Below are 16,497 nucleotides of genomic sequence, written 5' to 3'. Positions count from 1 at the left end.
AAAGATCAAAAGAGTCCTCGCCGGACGGGCAGGCTCCGGGATGACCAGGGGACCGTTGTTAGCTCACCTCGGGTGGGTGGTCGCCGGGTGGTCATCCCGTCGCCTTCCGGTTTGTGCATATCACCTTGAGCCAGGGCCGCAAGGTTGGCATGTCCGGCCGCCGGTGGGCAGAGAGGTTGCGGCCCTGGCTCAAGGTGATCGCGCCGGTGTCAGGCGACGGGATGACCACCCAGCTTCAGTTGTGTTCAAAGCGGGCGCTGGCGCGCCGTCTTCGGTGGTGGGATCGTGGGGTGGTGAGGGAACGTGCTTTGGCGGCCCTGGCGGGTCTGGCCATCGGGGATGCGCTCGGTATGCCCACGGAAGGACTGTCACCGGCGGAAATCGAACCTGTCACGGGCTTCGCGGCGGCTCGGGGGTTGCCTGCGGGCGGTGTCACCGATGACACCCAGCAGGCGGTGATCGTCGCGCGGCTGCTGGTCTCCGGGGGTGGGCGGATCGATCCGCACGGGCTCGCCGATGCGCTCCTGGAGTGGGAACGGGACCTGCGCAGCCGCGGCATCCGGGGGTTGCTCGGGCCCTCCACGCGCGCCGCTCTCACGGCCGTCGCCGCGGGGGAAGCTCTCGAGAAGGCCGGCAAGTACGGCACCACGAACGGTGCGGCCATGCGCATCGCCCCGGTGGGGATCGCGAATCCGGCCGACCTCGACCTGCTCGTGGACAGCGTGGTCGAAGCCAGTTGGGTCACCCACAACACGGGCGTCGCCCTCGCGGGGGCTGCCGCGGTCGCCGCGGCGGTGAGTGCGGGCGTCGATGGGGCGAGTCTGCCCGAGGCGATCGACTTCGCCGTGGAAGCCGCGGAACGAGCCGCCAAGCGGGGGAACTGGGTCGCGGCCGGGGACGTCGCCGCGCGCATCCGCTGGAGCCGCACCATGGATCCGGCCGACGTGCCCGCGTTGATCGGCACCAGCGTCGCCACCCAGGAATCGGTGCCCGCCGCGTTCGCGGTGCTCCGCCACGCGGAAAACCCGTGGCAGGCCTGCTGCACGGCGGCGAGCCTCGGCGGGGACACGGACACCATCGCGGCCATCGCCGGCGCGATCGCGGGCGCCTGCACCGGCGCGGGCGCGTTCCCCGAGGAAGCCGTCCGCACGGTGACCGAGGTCAACGACCTTCTGCTGCCGGAACTCGCCGACGATCTGCTGAAACTGCGCGCCAGAACCCGGTGAGCGCCGCGGCCGTCTCCTGTGGACGGTCCAGCTGCACGCAGTGGCCGGCGCCCTCGACGGCGACCGCGTCCCGGCCGAACCGGCGGGCCGTGCGCTGGTACTCCTCGGGCGAGCCGGTGAACTCGTCGTCCGCGCCGTGCACGAACAACAGCGGCACCCCGGAACCCGCCAGCTCGCCGACCCCCGCCCGCGGCCCGCACAGCAGCCGCGCGAACCCGATGAGGTGACCGGTGCGCGTGGTCGACAACCGGGCCCGCATCAGGTCCGCCCGGTCCGGATCCGTGCGGACCCAGTGGTCGACCAGGGTGTGCAAGCCCGCCGCCCCCTCCGCGGCGACCGCGTCCGCGCACCAGGTGAGGAACGCCGTCTCCTTCTCCGAACCGGTCAGCAGGCTGCCCAGCGACGCGAAACTGCGCACCGCCCGCGGCAGGGCCACCGCGGCGGCGTGCGCGACCGCGGCGCCCGCGCAGTGCGCCACCACGTGCGCCGGCTCGCCCTCGCCGACCTCGCCGATCACCGCCAGCAAGTCCTGCGCCATCGCGGACAACGTGTACGCGCTCGGATCGTCGGAGCCCGGGCTTTCGTGCTGGCCGTGGTGGTCGACCGCCCACGCCGCGTACCCGGCGGCGGCCAGCAGCGGCAACAGCGGCGCGAAGTCCTCTTTGGACCCCAGGTACCCGGCCACCAGCACCACCGGCTCGCCGGACCCGGCCCGGCACGCGGCGAACCGGCCGCGGTCGGTCTCCAGCATGACGTCGCGGACCGGGCTCTCCAGGGTCGTCACAGCGCGGCTCCTTCCCGGACCGAGGCCTTCTCGATCACGTCCGCGGCCTCCGCCGCCCCGCCGCACGCCCGCACGATCTCCCGCATGCCCGCCACGTTCGCCGCGATGCCGGCGTCGGAAGACACCCGCAGCACCGCGTTGTGCAGCGTCTGCGCCGACACCTCCGCGCGGTCGAGCGTGACACCCAGCCCCAGCTCGGCGAGGCGCGCCGCGTTCAGCCGCTGCTCGGCCATCTGCGGCACCGCGACCATCGGCACCCCGTGGTACAGGGCTTCCAGCAGGCTGCCCATCCCGGCGTGCGTGACGAACGCCGGCGCGGCGGCCAGCACGTCGAGCTGCGGCACCATCGGCGCGATCTCGACCCCGTCCGGAACCGGCCCCAGCGACGCCGGATCGATGTGCCGCCCGATCGCCATCACGGTGTGCCAGCCCAAACCCGCGGCCAGGTCGAGGCAGGCCCGGAAGAAGTCCGGCTGGTCGGTGAAACACGACCCGAGCGAGACCAGCAGCACCGGTTTCCCCGCCGGCGGCCGCCACGACCCCTGGAACGACCGGTCGCCCAGCGCGGGACCAGCGAAGGTGTGCTCCGGTCCGAGCAGGTCCGGCGAAATCTGGAACGCCCGTGGCACGAACACCACCTTCGGGTCGCCCACCGCCTGGAACTCCTCGACCGAACAGCCGAGGCCGTTGGCGTCCAGGAACCGCTGGAACCGCTGGTACACCGGCAGGTCCGAGAGGTTCTCGACGCCGAACGCGATCCGCTCCCAGCCGGGGAACAACGCGTGTGTCGGCGACAGCTGCACCATCGGCAAGCCGAGCTTGCGCGCCAGGACCTTGCCCGCGAACGCGACGAAGTCGTAGGCGACCACGTCGGGCACCTCGCCGAGGGCCTCCAGCACGGGGAGGGCGGCCTCGGCGTCCCGGTGGTACATCGCCACGCCCGCCATCAGGTCCTCCGGCGGCGGGCTGCCGTCCCGGACGTCCGGCAGCACCACCGGTTCCGCACCGGCCGCGCGCACCTGCGGGACGAAGTCCGCGCCGACCGCGTAGCTCACCCGCCAGCCACGCGACACCAGCTCCGACACCACGGCGAGGGTGGGGTTGACGTGCCCGTGGTCGGCGACGTTGACGAACAAGGCGTGCTTCACCGCGCCACCCCGCAGACCACGTGCTCGACCGGGGTGCAGTACGGCAGACCGGACAGCGGCTCACCGGCGAAGAACCGCAACGCGAGGTCCACCACCTCGGCCGGCCGCTCCAGGTGCACGAGGTGGTCGGCGTCGTGGATCGCGGTGAAGCGGGCGTCGGCGCACCGGGCCGCGGCCGCCCGGCTCAGGACCGGCGTGGTAAGCGGATCGTGCTCCCCGGTCGTGACCAGCACGGGGACGGGCAGGACGCGGCCGTCGTCGCCGGGGTGGTCGAGCAGCCGCCGGGTGTTGTCCAGGTACTTGGCGATGTCGGCGTCGGTCATCGCGCCCACCAGGCTGTCGAGGCACCGGCGGACCGCGGCCTGCCGCCGGATGCCCGGCGCGCGGCTGAGCATCAGGTCCAGCACCTCGGCGGTGAACTCCGCGTGCCTGCCCTGCTCGGCCAGCTCCACGCTGCGGGCGATGCGCCGGCGCAGCCGCCCGGTCACGTGCGTCATCGTGCCGACGAGCAGCAGGCGGCGCACCCGTTCGGGCCGCAGCTGCGCCCACCGGTGCGCGACACCACTGCCGTAGGAGGCGCCGACGACGTGCACCGGCTCCGGCGCGACGTGGTCGAGCAGGTGGTTGAGCGCGCCGGCGAGGAAGTCCACGCCGTAGCCGGGCGGCAGCCGGTCCGCCGCGCCCCAGCCGGGCAGGTCGACGGTGATCACGTCGGCGTGCCGGAGCAGATCGCGTTCCACCCGGCCCCACGCGTCCTTGTGCTGGAACGCGCCGCCCACCAGGACGATCGGCGCGAGTCTGCCGCCGCCGCGCACGATGCGGCCCGCGAACTCGAATCCGCCGAACGTGAGCGGGACGGTTTCCTGCCGGGTGGTCGTTGCCGTCACAAGCGATCTTCCTCGGTGTGGTCGGGGTTTGGGGTCCGCCACGTAACCACGTCGTCCTCCGCGGGCGCGCCGCGGAAACTCGATCGAGCCAACTTGACCACTCGCGCGTGTGACCACGGCGCAACAGGGCTTCCACCATGCGGAAGGCCCGTTGTATGAGCGGCGGCACACGATCAAGGATGGAACCGACGGAGTCAGCGCCGACCCCCGGAGGAGCCGCCGTGGACAGGGCTGTGCGGAGACCGATCCCCATGACCGCGGCGGGACGGCTGCTCGCCGTGCTCGACGCGTTCACACCGGGCCGCAGCTTGCTGACGTTGAGCGAAATCAGCCGACGGGCGGGGCTTTCGCTGACGACCGCGCACCGGCTCGCCGGCGAGCTGGTGAACTGGGGCGCCCTCGAACGCGACGACGACGGCCGCTACCGGATCGGGCTGCACCTGCTGGAGCTGGCCGCGCTCGCGCCGCGCGGGCTGGAACTGCGCGAACTGGCGCAGCCGTTCCTGGAGGACCTGTTCCACTCCACGCGGGCGCACGTGCACCTGGCGGTGCGGGACGGGCACGAGGTGGTGTACGTCGAGACGCTGCGGGCGCGCGGCACGGTGACGGTGCTGAGCCGGCTGGGGCAGCGGTGGCCGTTGCACGCCACCGGGACCGGGCTCGCACTGCTGGCCCACGCGGGTCGCGAGGTGCAGGAGCAGGTGCTGGAGGCGCCGCTGAAGCGCTTCACGCACAAGACGATCACCGACGCGCGGGAGCTGCGGCGGGTGCTGGCGGAGGTGCGGCGCACCGGGGTCGCGGTGGCGGAGGAGCAGTTGACGCTGGAGGCGGTGGCGATCGCGGCGCCGATCCGCGGTGCCGGTGACGAGGTGGTGGCCGCATTGGGCTTGGTCGTGCACGTGGACGAGTGCGAGCCGAGGGCGCTGGTGCCGGTGATGACCGCTGCGGCGCGGGGGATCTCGCGTGCGCTGGGCGCGCCGTCGGCGGCGGATGTGCGGGGCGTGGTGCGCGGGCGGTGATGTGGGTCGTGTCCCTGCGCGGCAACTCGATGCCGGGAGCGGCCCAACAGGGTGGCCGGGTTGGATGAGCCCATGACAATCACGTTCCTGCTCATCGCGCGGCTCCCCGGAGGCGGCGCGGAAGCCTTCGACGCCTACGAGGACGCCGTCCTGCCCCTCCTGGCCGAGTACGGCGGCCGCCTCGAGCGGCGGGTCCGATCCCTCGACGACGGCACCGAGGTGCACCTCGTCGGGTTCCCGGGCGAGCAGGAGTTCGGGGCCTACCGGGCCGACCCGAGGCGCGCCGAGCACGCGCACCTGCTCGAACGGTCCGGCGCGGCCATCGAACTACTGCCCGTCCGCGACCTCACTTCCCGAAACCCGCCGTCAGGCCGCTGACCAGCTGCCGCCGGCCCAGGATGTACAGCGCCAGCACCGGCAGCGTCGACAACACGACCGCCGCCAGCACCGCCGGGATGTTCACCCGGAACTGCCCCTGGAACGACCACAACGCGAGCGGCAGCACCCGCTGGTCCGGGCTCTGCGTCAGGATCAGCGGGAACAGGAACCCGTTCCACACGTTCAGCCCGTCGTACACCGCGACCGTCACCACCGCGGGCCGGATCATCGGCAGCACCAGGCTGAACAGCATCCGCCAGTCACCGGCGCCGTCCACCCGCATCGACTCGAACAGCTCGTTCGGCACGTCCCGCAGGAAGTTCGCCAGGATGATCACCGACAGCGGGATCGCGAACGCCACCGACGGCAGGATGATCGCCAGCAGCGTGTCGTACAGCTGCGCCCGCGTGATCAGGTAGTACACCGGGATGATCGTCGCCTGGATCGGGATCGCCAGGCCCAGCAGGTAGCCGCGGTAGGTGAACCGCGAGAACCACGTCGTGCCGCGCACCACGTAGTAGGCGGCCATCAACGCCACCGCGACCGCGATCGCCACCGTCGCCAGCGTCACGACCACACTGTTGGCGAAGTAGCGCCAGAAGTCGTTGCGCAGCACCAGCTCGTACGCGCTGAACGTCGGCGAGGTCGGCACCGACAACGGGTTCGCGTCGTAGAACCCGCGCTGGTTGCGCAGGCTCGTCACCACCACGTAGTACACCGGCACCAGAACGACGGCCAGCCACACGAACCCGGCGAGGCCGCCGAGGTAGTTCGGACGGGTCCGCATCACGCCCCCTCCAGCTGGCTGCCCCGCCGGAAGCTGGACAGCCTCGACAACCCCAGCGCCAGCGCGAGCCCGGCGACCACCAGCAGCACGGCCAGCGTGCTCGCCCGGCCCATGTCGTTGCCGGAGAACCCGGACAGGTACATGTCCAGCGGCAGCATCCGCGTCGCGTCGCCCGGACCGCCGCCGGTCAGCACGAACACCAGGTCGAAGTAGGTCAGCGAGCCGACCAGCATCATCGTCGACGACGTGATGATCGTGTAGCGCAGCTGCGGCAGCGTGATGTGGAAGAACTGCCGCACCCGGCCAGCGCCGTCCAGTTCCGCCGCCTCGTACAGCGACTTCGGGATCTGCCGCACCCCGCCCTGGTAGAGCAGCGTGTGGAAGGGCACGAACTGCCAGGCGATCACGAAGATCACCACGTACAACGCCAGTGTCGGGTCGCCGAGCCAGTCCTGCGACAGGAAGTCCAGCCCGAACGCGCGGCTCATGCCGAAGTTCGGGTCGAGCAGCGCCTTGAACGCGATCGCGATGGCCGCCGCGGACAGCAGCATCGGCAGGAAGTACAGCACCCCGAGCAGCGCGCGGTACCGGCCGCGCCCGGCGATGAGCACGCCGAGGAGCAGCGAGATCGGCGTCTGCACCAGCCAGCTGACCACCATCACCTGCACGGACAGCCAGATCGCGTGGTAGGTCGCCGGGTCGGCGAGCGCCGCGGCCCAGTTCGCCAGCCCGGCCCACGACGGGTCGCCGATGCCGTCCCACTCCATGAAGCTCAGCACCGCGACCCCGCCGAGCGGCACGATCGCGAACACCCCGAAGAACGCCAGCGCGGGCACCGCCATCAGCGGGCTGGGGCCGGTCCGCAGCCGGCCGCGGCCGGGCGCCGGCGTGCGTGCCGGCGCCCGGTCCCGCTGTTCGAGAACCGTGCTCATTGCCCGATCGTCGCGTTCATGTTGGCGGAGAACTGCTCCGGCGTGATCTGCTTGAGGAACAGCTGCTCCAGGTTGGTCAGCAGCGCGTCAGCCTGGCCGGGGGAGAGCGCCTGGTCCCAGGACAGCTGGAAGTTCGGCGCCTTGCTGGCCATTTCGTACACGTAGGACAGGTACTGCGGGTCCTCGGTCTTCGCGAGCTTGTCCTCGATGCCGGTCAGCGGCGGCACCGAACCGCCGGCGAGCAGCGAGTCGACGTAGGAGTCGTTCATCAGGTCCTCGCGCAGGTACCGCAGCGCCGACTGCTTCTGCTCCTCGCTCGCGGTGGCCGAGACGGACCAGTAGTTGGCCGGGTTGCCGACGATGTTCGCCGGGTCGCCCTTGCCGCCGGACACGGTGGGGAACGTGGTCCAGCCGAGCTTGCCGCTCGAGATGAAGTCGGGGTCGGCCTGCTTGATGGTGGGGAAGGCCCAGGAGCCCATCAGGTACATCGCGGCCTTGCCGGTGAACAGCAGCGCGGTGTCGGCGTTGCTGTCGGTCGCGATCGAGTTGAAGCCGCGGACGAAGCCGCCGGCGTCGACGAGCTGCTGGATCATCGTGTTGGCGCGGATGATCGCCGGATCCGACCACGCGCCGGGCTTGCCGGCGACGATGTTGTTGAACACCTCGGGCCCGCCGATGCGGTCGACGAGGTACTCCTCCCACATCAGCTGCGGCCACTTGCTCTGCCCGCCGAGGGAGAACGGCGCGATGCCGGCCTGGTTGAACCGCGGCACCAGGGCCATCATGTCGTCCCACGTCTTCGGCGGCTGCGCGCCGATCTGGTCGAACAGTTCCTTGTTGTAGAACAGCACGACCGGCTGCATGCCGTTGTTCGGCACGGCGTAGGTCTTGCCGTCGAGCACGCCGGTGCGCGCCACCGACGGCAGGAACCGGTTCACGAACGCCGGGTCGTTCGCGGCCTCGGCGGACAGGTCCATGATCTTGCCGGAGTCCACCCAGGACTTGAGCAGGCCGCCGCTCCAGCTGAAGACCAGCGTCGGCGCCTCGTTCGCACCGATCGCGGTGCGGATCTTCTGCTTGTACGCGTCGTTGCCGAAGTACTGCGCGTCGACCCCGGACGACTCGAACGACGTCCGGAACGTCTGCTCGTCGCCGCCGGTGAGCGCCCACGCGGTGGCGCCGCCCCCGCCGGACGGACCGCTGGAGCCGCACGCGGTGGTGAGGGAGAGAACCGCGGCCAGTCCGGCCGCGATCACGGCGGTGCGCCGCTTGACCAGTGTCATGATGCGCCTTCCCCATCGAAGGTCCGAAAGTTTTCGGAAACACTCTGGTGTGTGTCGGAAGATATGCGGCCCACCTGGACGCGTCAAGAGCTGTTTCGGCAAGGAAAATAGCGTTATAGTCGCCTGAAACTTTTCGGCAAGAAACTTGGTTGGAGGGTGCGGTGCCTGCCGGTTCCCAGCGCGCGACGCTCGCGATGGTCGCGGAGGCCGCCGGGGTTTCGCTGCCGACCGTCTCCAAGGTGCTCAACGGTCGCGGCGACGTGGCGGCGGCGACCCGGCAGCGGGTCCAGGACGTGTTGAAGGAACTGGGTTACGTGCCCCAGTCCGGTCGGCGCACGGTAGGGCCGGCGCGCGTGGTGGACCTGGTGTTCGACGACCTGGTGAGCCCCTACTCGCTGGAGGTCCTGCGCGGGGTCACCGAGGCGGGCGCGGAAACCGGGGTGGACGTCGTGGTCGGGCGCCTGCCGGAGTCCGACGACGACGACTGGGCGCGGCGCCTGCGCCTGGCCGGGCGCGAGGGGCTGATCGTGGTCACCTCCGAGCTGACCCGCGCCCAGGTCGAGGGCTTCGCGCGCGCCGGGCTGCCGCTCGTGGTCATCGATCCGCTGAACCTGCCGCGCGTCGAGGTGACCAGCGTCGGCGCGACCAACTGGAACGGCGGGGTGTCCGCCACCGAGCACCTCCTGCAGCTGGGCCACCGGCGCATCGCCTACGCGGGCGGGCCGGTGCAGGCCTCCTGCAGCCAGGCCCGCCAGCACGGCTACCGCGCGGCGCTGGAGAACGCCGGCGTGACCGTCGATCCGCGGCTGATCCTGCACGGCGCCTTCGGCTACCCGGACGGGCTGGAGATGGGCGGGCGGCTGCTCGACCTGCCGGAGCCGCCGACCGCCGTGTTCGCCGGCAGCGACGCGACCGCGCTGGGCGTGATGGAAGCGGCCCGGCGGCGGGGACTGCGCGTGCCCGAGGACCTGTCGGTCGTCGGGTTCGACGACACCATGCTCGCCGAGCTGGCCACGCCCGCGCTGACCACGGTGCGGCAGCCGTTGCAGGACATGGGCCGCGTCGCGCTGCGCACGCTGATGCGGCTCGCTGCCGGCGAAACCCTCGACTCCCACCACGTGGAGCTGGCCACCAACCTGGTGGTGCGCGATTCGACGACGAACCTGCGAGGAGCACCATGACGGAACCGACCTGGCGTGACAGCGCGCTGCCCGCCGCAGCCCGAGCCGAGGCGCTGCTGGCGGAGATGACCCTCGAAGAGAAGGTGGCGCAGCTGGGCAGCGCATGGCCGGGCAACGAGCAGCTGAACGGCAACGTCGCGCCGATGCAGGACGTCTTCGCGCGTGGCGGGGTGCCGTTCGAGCAGGCGCGGGAGAACGGCATCGGGCACCTGACGCGGGTGTTCGGCACGGCGCCGGTCAGCGCGGCCGAGGGCGCGGCGCGGGTCGAGGCGCTGCAGCGGGAGATCGTCGAGGAGACCCGGCTGGGCATCCCGGCGATCGTGCACGAGGAGTGCCTGACCGGGTTCACCACCTACGGCGCCACCGTGTACCCGGCGGCACTGGCGTGGGCGGCGACGTTCGACCCGGAACTGGTCGAGCGGATGGCGTCGGCGATCGCGGACGACATGCGCGCCTCCGGGGTGCACCAGGGCCTGTCGCCGGTGCTGGACGTCGTGCGGGACTACCGGTGGGGCCGGGTCGAGGAGACCCTCGGCGAGGACCCGTACCTGGTCGGCACGCTCGGCGCCGCGTACGTGCGTGGCTTGGAGCGCAACGGGATCGTCGCCACGCTCAAGCACTTCGCCGGGTATTCGGCGTCGCGCGCGGCCCGCAACCACGCGCCGGTGTCGATCGGCCAGCGGGAGCTGCGGGACGTGATCCTGCCGCCGTTCGAGATGGCGATCCGCGAGGGCGGGGCGCGGTCGGTGATGAACGCCTACGTCGACCTCGACGGGGTGCCCGCGGCGGCGAACGCGCCGCTGCTGACCGGGATCCTGCGGGACGAGTGGGGTTTCGAGGGCGTGGTGGTGTCCGACTACTGGGCCATCGCGTTCCTGGGCAGCATGCACCGGGTCGCCGACAGCACCGGGCAGGCCGGGGCGCTCGCGCTGGCCGCCGGCATCGACGTCGAGCTGCCGGACACCCTGTGCTATGGCAAGGAACTCATCGAGCTGGTGCGTTCGGGCGAGGTGCCGGAGTCCCTTGTGGACCGTGCGGTCGGCAGGCTGCTGCGGCAGAAGGCGGAGCTGGGCCTGCTCGACGCGGACTGGGCGCCGCGGGCGCGGCCGGTGGACCTGGACTCGCCGCGCAACCGGGCGATCGCTCGGGAGCTGGCGGAGAAGTCGGTGGTGCTGCTCGCCAACGACGGCACGCTGCCGTTGCGCGCGAAGCGGATCGCGGTCGTCGGTCCGTGCGCGGACGACCCGCTGGCGTTCATGGGCTGCTACTCGTACCCGAACCACGTGCTGCCGCGCTATCCCGAGTACGGCATCGGGGTCGAGGCGCCGTCGCTGCTGGAGTCGCTGCGCGCGGAACTGCCGGACGCGGTGATCACCTCGGCGGCCGGCTGCCCGATCCGCGACGAGGACCGGTCCGGCTTCGCCGAAGCGGTGGACGCCGCGCGGGACGCGGACGTGTGCATCGCCGTGGTCGGCGACCGGGCGGGCCTGTTCGGCGAGGGCACCTCCGGCGAGGGCTGCGACGCCCCGGACCTGCGGCTGCCCGGCGTGCAGGACGGGCTGCTGACCGAACTGCTGGCCACCGGCACGCCGGTGGTGGTGGTCGTGGTGTCCGGCCGTCCGTACGCGCTGGGGGACCACACCGGGGCGGCGGCACTGGTGCAGGCGTTCATGCCCGGCGAGGAGGGCGGCCCGGCGCTGGCGGGTGTCCTGTCCGGACGGACGAACTTCGGCGGACGTCTCCCGGTGCAGGTGCCGCGGGTGGCAGGCGCGCAGCCGAGCACCTACCTGCAGCCCCCGCTCGGCGGCAACAGCGAGGGCATCAGCAACCTCGACCCGAGCCCGCTGTTCCCGTTCGGGCACGGCATCTCCTACACCACGTTCGACTACGAGGACCTGACGCTGAGCGCGCGTGAGGTGCCGACCGACGGCGAGGTCGAGGTCTCGGTGCGGGTGCGCAACTCCGGCGACCGCGCCGGGGACGAGGTGGTGCAGCTGTACGTGAATGACGTGCTCGCGCAGGTGACCCGCCCGGTGCGGCAGCTGGCCGGGTTCGCGCGGATCACCCTCGGCGCGGGGGAGGCGCGGACGGTGACGTTCCGGCTGCACGCCGACCGGCTCGCGTTCACCGGACTGGACCTGCGCCGGATCGTCGAACCCGGCACGATCGAGGTGTTCGCCGGCCGCTCGGCCGACGACCTGCCCTGCCGCGCCGCGTTCGAGCTGACCGGCCCGGTGCGCGAGGCCGGGCACGACCGCGTGCTGACCACGCCCGTTCAGTCGCTGGGGGAGACCAGCCCGGTTTCGTAGGCGAGGACGACGGCCTGGGCGCGGTCGCGCAACGACAGCTTGGCGAAGATGCGGGCCACGTGGGTCTTGACCGTCGCCTCGCTGAGCGTCAGCTCCGCGGCGATCTCGGCGTTCGACCGGCCCCGCGCGACGAGGGTGAGAACCTCCAGTTCGCGCGGGGTCAGGACGGCGAGATCGCGGTGCAGCGCCGGACGTGGTCGCGCCGCGGCGAAGCGCTCCACCAGCCGCCGGGTGATCGACGGGGCCAGCAGCGCGTCGCCGGTGCCGACCAGGCGCACCGCGGCCACCAGGTGCTCCGGGGTGACGTCCTTGAGCAGGAACCCGCTGGCCCCCGCGGCGAGCGCGTCGTAGACGTAGCGGTCGAGGTCGAACGTGGTCAGCATGAGCACCCGGCAGCCGGGGTCGCGCGCCAGGATGCGGCGCGCGGCCTCCAGGCCGTCCATCGCGGGCATGCGGATGTCCATGAGCACGACGTCCGGCTCCAGGTCGCGGACGGTGGCGACGGCCTCCGCGCCGTCCGCGGCCTCGCCCACGACGTCGACGCCGCCGGAGGCCAGGATCATGCGGAAGCCGGTGCGCACCAGGGCCTGGTCGTCGGCGATCACCACACGCGGCCCGGTCACGGCCGCTCCAGCGGGATCTTCGCCCGGACCCGGAACCCGCCGCCGATGCGCCGCCGGGCGTCCAGGTCGCCGCCGAACACGGCCACGCGCTGCCGCAGCCCGAGCAGGCCGCGTCCCTCCTCGGTCTCGCCGGACGGGGCCGGGGCGTCCCCGGACAGCACGCTGGGCCCGCTGTTGAGCACCTCGACGCGCAGGTAGCGGTCGGAGTACCGCACGGTCACCTCCGCCTGCCGCCCGTCGCCGTGCTTGAGTGCGTTGGTGAGCGCTTCCTGGATGATCCGGTACGCCGTCAGGTCCACTCCGGACGGCAACGGCCGCGGCTCGCCGGACACGCGGACCTCCACCGGCAGCCCGGCGAACGCGATCCGGTCGATCAGCGGGCTGAGCCTGCTCAGGCTGGGCTGCGGCGACAGGTCCGCGGTCTCGTCACCGTCGGCGGGCGGGGCGAGCACGCCGAGCAGGTTCCGCAGCTCGGTCATCGTGTCCCGCCCGGCCGCCTCGACCGCTTCCAGCGCCGTCGCGACCTGCGCGGGTTCGGTCGCGAGCACCCGGCGCGCGGCCCCGGTCTGCACCACCATGACGCTCACGTTGTGGCTGACGATGTCGTGCAGCTCCCGCGCGATCCGCGCCCGCTCGTCGTCGACCGCGCTGCGCGCCGCACTCTCCCGTTCCCGCTCCAGCAGCCAGCCGCGCTCCTCCAGCGCCCTCGCGAACGCCCGCCGCGCGCGCCCGAGCCGGACCGCCAGCACGGCGGCCACCAGGCACGCCACCGCGGCGACAACCAGTTCCCACACCCGGCAACTGTGTCAGGACCCGGAGCGACGCGCATCCACCGCCGGACTACATCCCCGGGATGACCCGCGCCGGGAGTTACCTCCCCGGACCGATGCCCGCACCGGGCACTCGGTCGCAGGATGGCCGGCGTGACCAGAGATGACGGCGCGGTCGTGCGGTTGACCGACGTGCGCAAGGAGTACAGCGAATCGGTCGCCCTGGACGGGGTCTCCCTGGAGATCCGGGCCGGGGAGGCGGTCGCGGTGATGGGGCCCTCCGGCAGCGGTAAGTCCACGCTGCTGAACATGGTGGCCGGGCTGGACCGCCCGACGTCCGGCTCGGTCGTCGTGCACGGCGAGGACCTGGGGAAGCTGAACGAGACCGGGCTGGCACTGTTCCGCCGTCGCCGGATCGGCATGATCTTCCAGTTCTTCAACCTGCTCGACGACCTGCCCGCGCTGGACAACGTGGCGCTGGCCGCCCAGCTCACCGGCACCCCGGCAGGCCAGGCCCGCAAGCGCGCGCTCGAACTGCTCGGCGAACTCGGCATCGCCGGGCGCCGCAACGTCTACCCGGCCCGGCTGAGCGGCGGCGAGCGGCAGCGCGTCGCGGTCGCGCGGGCGCTGATGAACCGGCCCGCGCTGCTGCTGGCCGACGAGCCGACCGGCGCGCTGGACAGCCGGTCCGGCGAGCAGGTGATGGACCTGCTGCTCGACCTCAACCAGATCGGGCAGACGCTGCTGCTGGTGACGCACGACGAGCGGCTCGCCACCCGGTGCGCCAGCCGCGTGGTCGAGGTCGCCGACGGGCGGGTCGCGCGCGAGACCAGCCTGGAGCGGACGCCGTGAGCGCGGTGTGGCGGGTGGCGCGGGCCGCGGTGGGGCGCCGACGGCTCCAGACCGCGGTGATCGGCCTGGTCGTGACCATCTCCACGGCGACGATCGTGCTGGCGCTCGGGCTGCTGGTGTCGTCGTCGGCTCCGTTCGACCGGGCGCACGAGCAGCAGAGCGGCGCGGACCTGGTCGCGGCGTTCGACCGCACCCAGGTGACCGACGATCAGCTGACCAGGGCCGCCGCGGGGGCCGAGGCGGTGGCCGGGCCGTTCGCCCAGCTCACCCTCGACACCTCGCAGAGCGCGCAACGCGTCGGGCCGTCCCTGACCACCGTGGGGCGCGCGGACCCCGGCGGGCCGGTGGACCGGGTGGACGTGTGGGAGGGCCGGTGGGCCGCCGCGCCGGGCGAGATCGTCCTGAACCTGGTCCCCGGCACCACCCTGGTGCCGCTCGGGAGCCGGATCGAGGTTCCGGGGCAGCCCGCGCTGACCGTCGTCGGGTTCGCCTACTCGGTGAGCGCGTCCGCCGACGCGTGGGTCACCCCCGCCCAGGCGGCGGCGCTGCAGCCCACCGCGAGCCAGGTGCTCTACCGGTTCGCCGCGGCCGCGACCGCCACGGACATCGCCGCCGGGCAAGCGGCGGTGACGGCCGGGCTGCCGCCCGGGGCGCTGCTGGGCGCGCAGTCCTACCTCACGGTGAAGCAGCAGCTCGTCACCGAGGTCGGGGTGTACGTGCCGTTCCTGGTCGTCTTCGGGTTCCTCGGGCTCGCGGTCGCGGTGCTGATCGTCGCCAACGTGGTCGGCGGCGCGGTGGTGGCCGGCTACCGCGACATCGGGATGCTCAAGGCGCTCGGCTTCACCCCGGACCAGGTGATGGGGGTCTACCTGGTGATGGTCCTGGTCCCGTCCGCCGCCGGGTGCGTGCTGGGCACGGTGCTCGGGAACGTGGTCGCGCGGCCGCTGCTGGCCGACGCGTTTCAGGTCTTCGGCGCTGGAGCGGTCGGCATCGACGTCTGGGTGGACGTCGCGGCGTTGCTCGGGATGCCGGCCGTGGTCGCCCTGGCCGCGCTGGTGTCCGCGCTGCGGGCGCGCCGGCTGCCCGCGGCCGCGGCGATCAGCGCGGGCAGCGCGCCCCGGCCGGGGCGGGCGCTCGCCGTCCAGCGCCGGTTGTCCGGCCTGCGGCTGCCGCGCTCGGTGAGCCTCGGCCTCGGGGTGCCGTTCGCCCGCCCGGCACGCAGCGGCCTGACGCTGGCCGCGGTCGTCCTCGGCGTCACCACCGTGACGCTCGCGATCGGCGTGACGCTGTCGGTGAACGCCTACAACTCGGCGGTGCGGCCGTCCCACCCGGACCGCATCGACGTGGTGGCGGGCGGGCCGGCGCTGTCGGACGGCGCGTCGCCGAAGCCCGGCGCCGCGACGACGCTGACCGACGCCGAGGACGAGGCGCTGCTGCGCACGACACCCGGCGCGGAGCTCGTCGCCGCGGTGGCCACGAAGATCGTCAACGTGGTCGGCGGGCAGCAGACCGCGACGATCGAGTTCTCCCGCGGCGACTCCGCGGCCCTCGCCCCCCAGGTCACGAGCGGCCACTGGCCGGACAGGCCGGGGCAGGTGGCGGTGCCGTCGAGGTTCCTCAACCAGCGCGGGCTCGCGATCGGCGACACCGTCACCGTGGAACTCGCCGGGCAGCGCACCCCGGTGCGAATCGTCGGCGTCGTGCTGACCAACAACGCCGACACGATCTTCGCCGACTGGTCCACGCTGACGCTGCTCGACCCGGCCGCGCGGGCCGACACCTACACGGTCGAACTCGCGCCGGGCATCGACCAGCTGGCCTACCGGGCCGCGGTCGAGGCCGGCGACCCCGGCCTGACCGTGCTGCCCCCACGCGACGGGACGTCGAGCCAGGCCGTGGTGCTCATCGGCTCCGCCACGCTCCTGACCCTGGTGCTGGGCGCCGTCGCCGCGCTCGGCGTGTTCAACACCGTCGTCCTCAACGCCCGCGAACGGCGGCGCGACCTCGGCATGCTGAAGTCGATCGGCATGACACCGCGCCAGGTCACCGTGATGCTGGTGACCTCGATGGGCGCGCTGGGACTGGTCGGCGGCCTGATCGGCGTGCCGCTCGGGATCCTCGCGCACCGGGGGGTCGCCCCCGCGATGATGCGCGCGGCCCAGTCCGACGTCTTCGGGTTCGTCCTGGACGTCTACCGCGCGCCGGTGGTGGCCCTGCTGGCGCTGGCCGGGATCCTCATCGCGGTGGCGGGCGCGCTCATCCCGGCACGCGGCGCCGCGCGGACGCCCATCGCGGCCGTCCTGCGCAGCGAATGACCG

15 protein-coding genes are annotated in these 16,497 nt (G+C 72.7%); 7 read left to right on the top strand and 8 right to left on the bottom strand.

Annotated features, from left to right (window positions below; genetic code table 11):
• Window positions 1–290 precede the first annotated feature (290 nt).
• Window positions 291–1,226, top strand: coding sequence for an ADP-ribosylglycohydrolase family protein (locus ABZ193_RS33570; protein WP_354712708.1), 936 nt, complete (start codon window positions 291–293; stop codon window positions 1,224–1,226).
• Here ABZ193_RS33570 and ABZ193_RS33565 read toward each other — a convergent pair.
• Genes ABZ193_RS33565 through ABZ193_RS33555 form a run of 3 tightly spaced genes read right to left on the bottom strand, consistent with a single transcriptional unit; the run spans window position 1,162 to window position 4,045 of the window.
• Window positions 1,162–2,010, bottom strand: a complete 849-nt coding sequence (locus ABZ193_RS33565; RefSeq protein ID WP_354712704.1) for an alpha/beta hydrolase — start codon at window positions 2,008–2,010, stop codon at window positions 1,162–1,164. The genes ABZ193_RS33570 and ABZ193_RS33565 overlap by 65 nt on opposite strands.
• Window positions 2,007–3,158 carry a macrolide family glycosyltransferase gene (locus tag ABZ193_RS33560; protein WP_354712703.1) on the bottom strand — a complete coding sequence of 384 codons (1,152 nt, stop codon included), beginning with the start codon at window positions 3,156–3,158 and terminating at the stop codon, window positions 2,007–2,009. The genes ABZ193_RS33565 and ABZ193_RS33560 overlap by 4 nt, the downstream gene beginning before the upstream one ends.
• Window positions 3,155–4,045, bottom strand: a complete 891-nt coding sequence (locus ABZ193_RS33555) for an alpha/beta fold hydrolase (RefSeq protein ID WP_354712702.1) — start codon at window positions 4,043–4,045, stop codon at window positions 3,155–3,157. The genes ABZ193_RS33560 and ABZ193_RS33555 overlap by 4 nt, the downstream gene beginning before the upstream one ends.
• A gap of 251 nt (window positions 4,046–4,296) precedes the next feature.
• Between ABZ193_RS33555 and ABZ193_RS33550 the strand changes: the two genes are divergently transcribed.
• The gene (locus ABZ193_RS33550) at window positions 4,297–5,064 is read left to right on the top strand and encodes an IclR family transcriptional regulator (RefSeq protein WP_020422481.1); all 768 of its coding nucleotides are present in this window, start codon (window positions 4,297–4,299) and stop codon (window positions 5,062–5,064) included.
• 72 nt (window positions 5,065–5,136) lie between these two features.
• Complete coding sequence (locus ABZ193_RS33545) at window positions 5,137–5,442, top strand: hypothetical protein (protein WP_354712701.1); 306 nt, start codon at window positions 5,137–5,139, stop codon at window positions 5,440–5,442.
• Here ABZ193_RS33545 and ABZ193_RS33540 read toward each other — a convergent pair.
• The 3 genes from ABZ193_RS33540 to ABZ193_RS33530 are packed head-to-tail and all read right to left on the bottom strand — an operon-like array spanning window position 5,411 to window position 8,444.
• Window positions 5,411–6,229 carry a carbohydrate ABC transporter permease gene (locus ABZ193_RS33540; RefSeq protein ID WP_020422479.1) on the bottom strand — a complete coding sequence of 273 codons (819 nt, stop codon included), beginning with the start codon at window positions 6,227–6,229 and terminating at the stop codon, window positions 5,411–5,413. The two genes, ABZ193_RS33545 and ABZ193_RS33540, sit on opposite strands and share 32 nt — an antisense overlap.
• Window positions 6,229–7,161, bottom strand: coding sequence for a sugar ABC transporter permease (locus tag ABZ193_RS33535; protein WP_027934744.1), 933 nt, complete (start codon window positions 7,159–7,161; stop codon window positions 6,229–6,231). Before ABZ193_RS33535 ends, ABZ193_RS33540 begins: the two co-directional genes overlap by 1 nt.
• Window positions 7,158–8,444 (bottom strand): extracellular solute-binding protein, encoded by a 1,287-nt coding sequence (locus tag ABZ193_RS33530; RefSeq protein ID WP_237339851.1) that lies wholly within the window; start codon window positions 8,442–8,444, stop codon window positions 7,158–7,160. Before ABZ193_RS33530 ends, ABZ193_RS33535 begins: the two co-directional genes overlap by 4 nt.
• Window positions 8,445–8,605: 161 nt before the next feature.
• Here ABZ193_RS33530 and ABZ193_RS33525 point away from each other — a divergent pair, with 161 nt between their 5' ends.
• Entirely contained in the window at window positions 8,606–9,625 is a 1,020-nt protein-coding gene (locus ABZ193_RS33525) for a LacI family DNA-binding transcriptional regulator (RefSeq protein ID WP_027936531.1), read from the top strand.
• Window positions 9,622–11,934: a glycoside hydrolase family 3 N-terminal domain-containing protein gene (locus ABZ193_RS33520; protein ID WP_354712700.1), complete on the top strand. Its 2,313-nt coding sequence runs from the start codon at window positions 9,622–9,624 to the stop codon at window positions 11,932–11,934. The genes ABZ193_RS33525 and ABZ193_RS33520 overlap by 4 nt, the downstream gene beginning before the upstream one ends.
• On the opposite strand, the gene ABZ193_RS33515 is transcribed toward ABZ193_RS33520, so the two are convergent.
• Entirely contained in the window at window positions 11,901–12,557 is a 657-nt protein-coding gene (locus ABZ193_RS33515) for a response regulator transcription factor (protein WP_237339853.1), read from the bottom strand. The genes ABZ193_RS33520 and ABZ193_RS33515 overlap by 34 nt on opposite strands.
• Window positions 12,554–13,351: a histidine kinase gene (locus ABZ193_RS33510; protein ID WP_354712699.1), complete on the bottom strand. Its 798-nt coding sequence runs from the start codon at window positions 13,349–13,351 to the stop codon at window positions 12,554–12,556. The genes ABZ193_RS33515 and ABZ193_RS33510 overlap by 4 nt, the downstream gene beginning before the upstream one ends.
• 129 nt (window positions 13,352–13,480) lie before the next feature.
• Between ABZ193_RS33510 and ABZ193_RS33505 the strand changes: the two genes are divergently transcribed.
• Together ABZ193_RS33505 and ABZ193_RS33500 are read left to right on the top strand one after the other, a co-directional pair.
• Window positions 13,481–14,179: an ABC transporter ATP-binding protein gene (locus ABZ193_RS33505; RefSeq protein ID WP_235716285.1), complete on the top strand. Its 699-nt coding sequence runs from the start codon at window positions 13,481–13,483 to the stop codon at window positions 14,177–14,179.
• On the top strand, window positions 14,176–16,494 hold the full coding sequence (locus tag ABZ193_RS33500; RefSeq protein ID WP_354712698.1) for an ABC transporter permease: 2,319 nt from the start codon (window positions 14,176–14,178) through the stop codon (window positions 16,492–16,494). Before ABZ193_RS33505 ends, ABZ193_RS33500 begins: the two co-directional genes overlap by 4 nt.
• The last annotated feature ends 3 nt before the right edge of the window (window positions 16,495–16,497 follow it).

Origin of the sequence: Amycolatopsis sp. NPDC006125 (genome assembly GCF_040614195.1) — a bacterium.
Taxonomy (GTDB): domain Bacteria; phylum Actinomycetota; class Actinomycetes; order Mycobacteriales; family Pseudonocardiaceae; genus Amycolatopsis_E; species Amycolatopsis_E tucumanensis.
The sequence above is the reverse complement of the archived record's forward strand: the minus strand, read 5'-3'. Positions and strand labels throughout refer to the sequence as shown.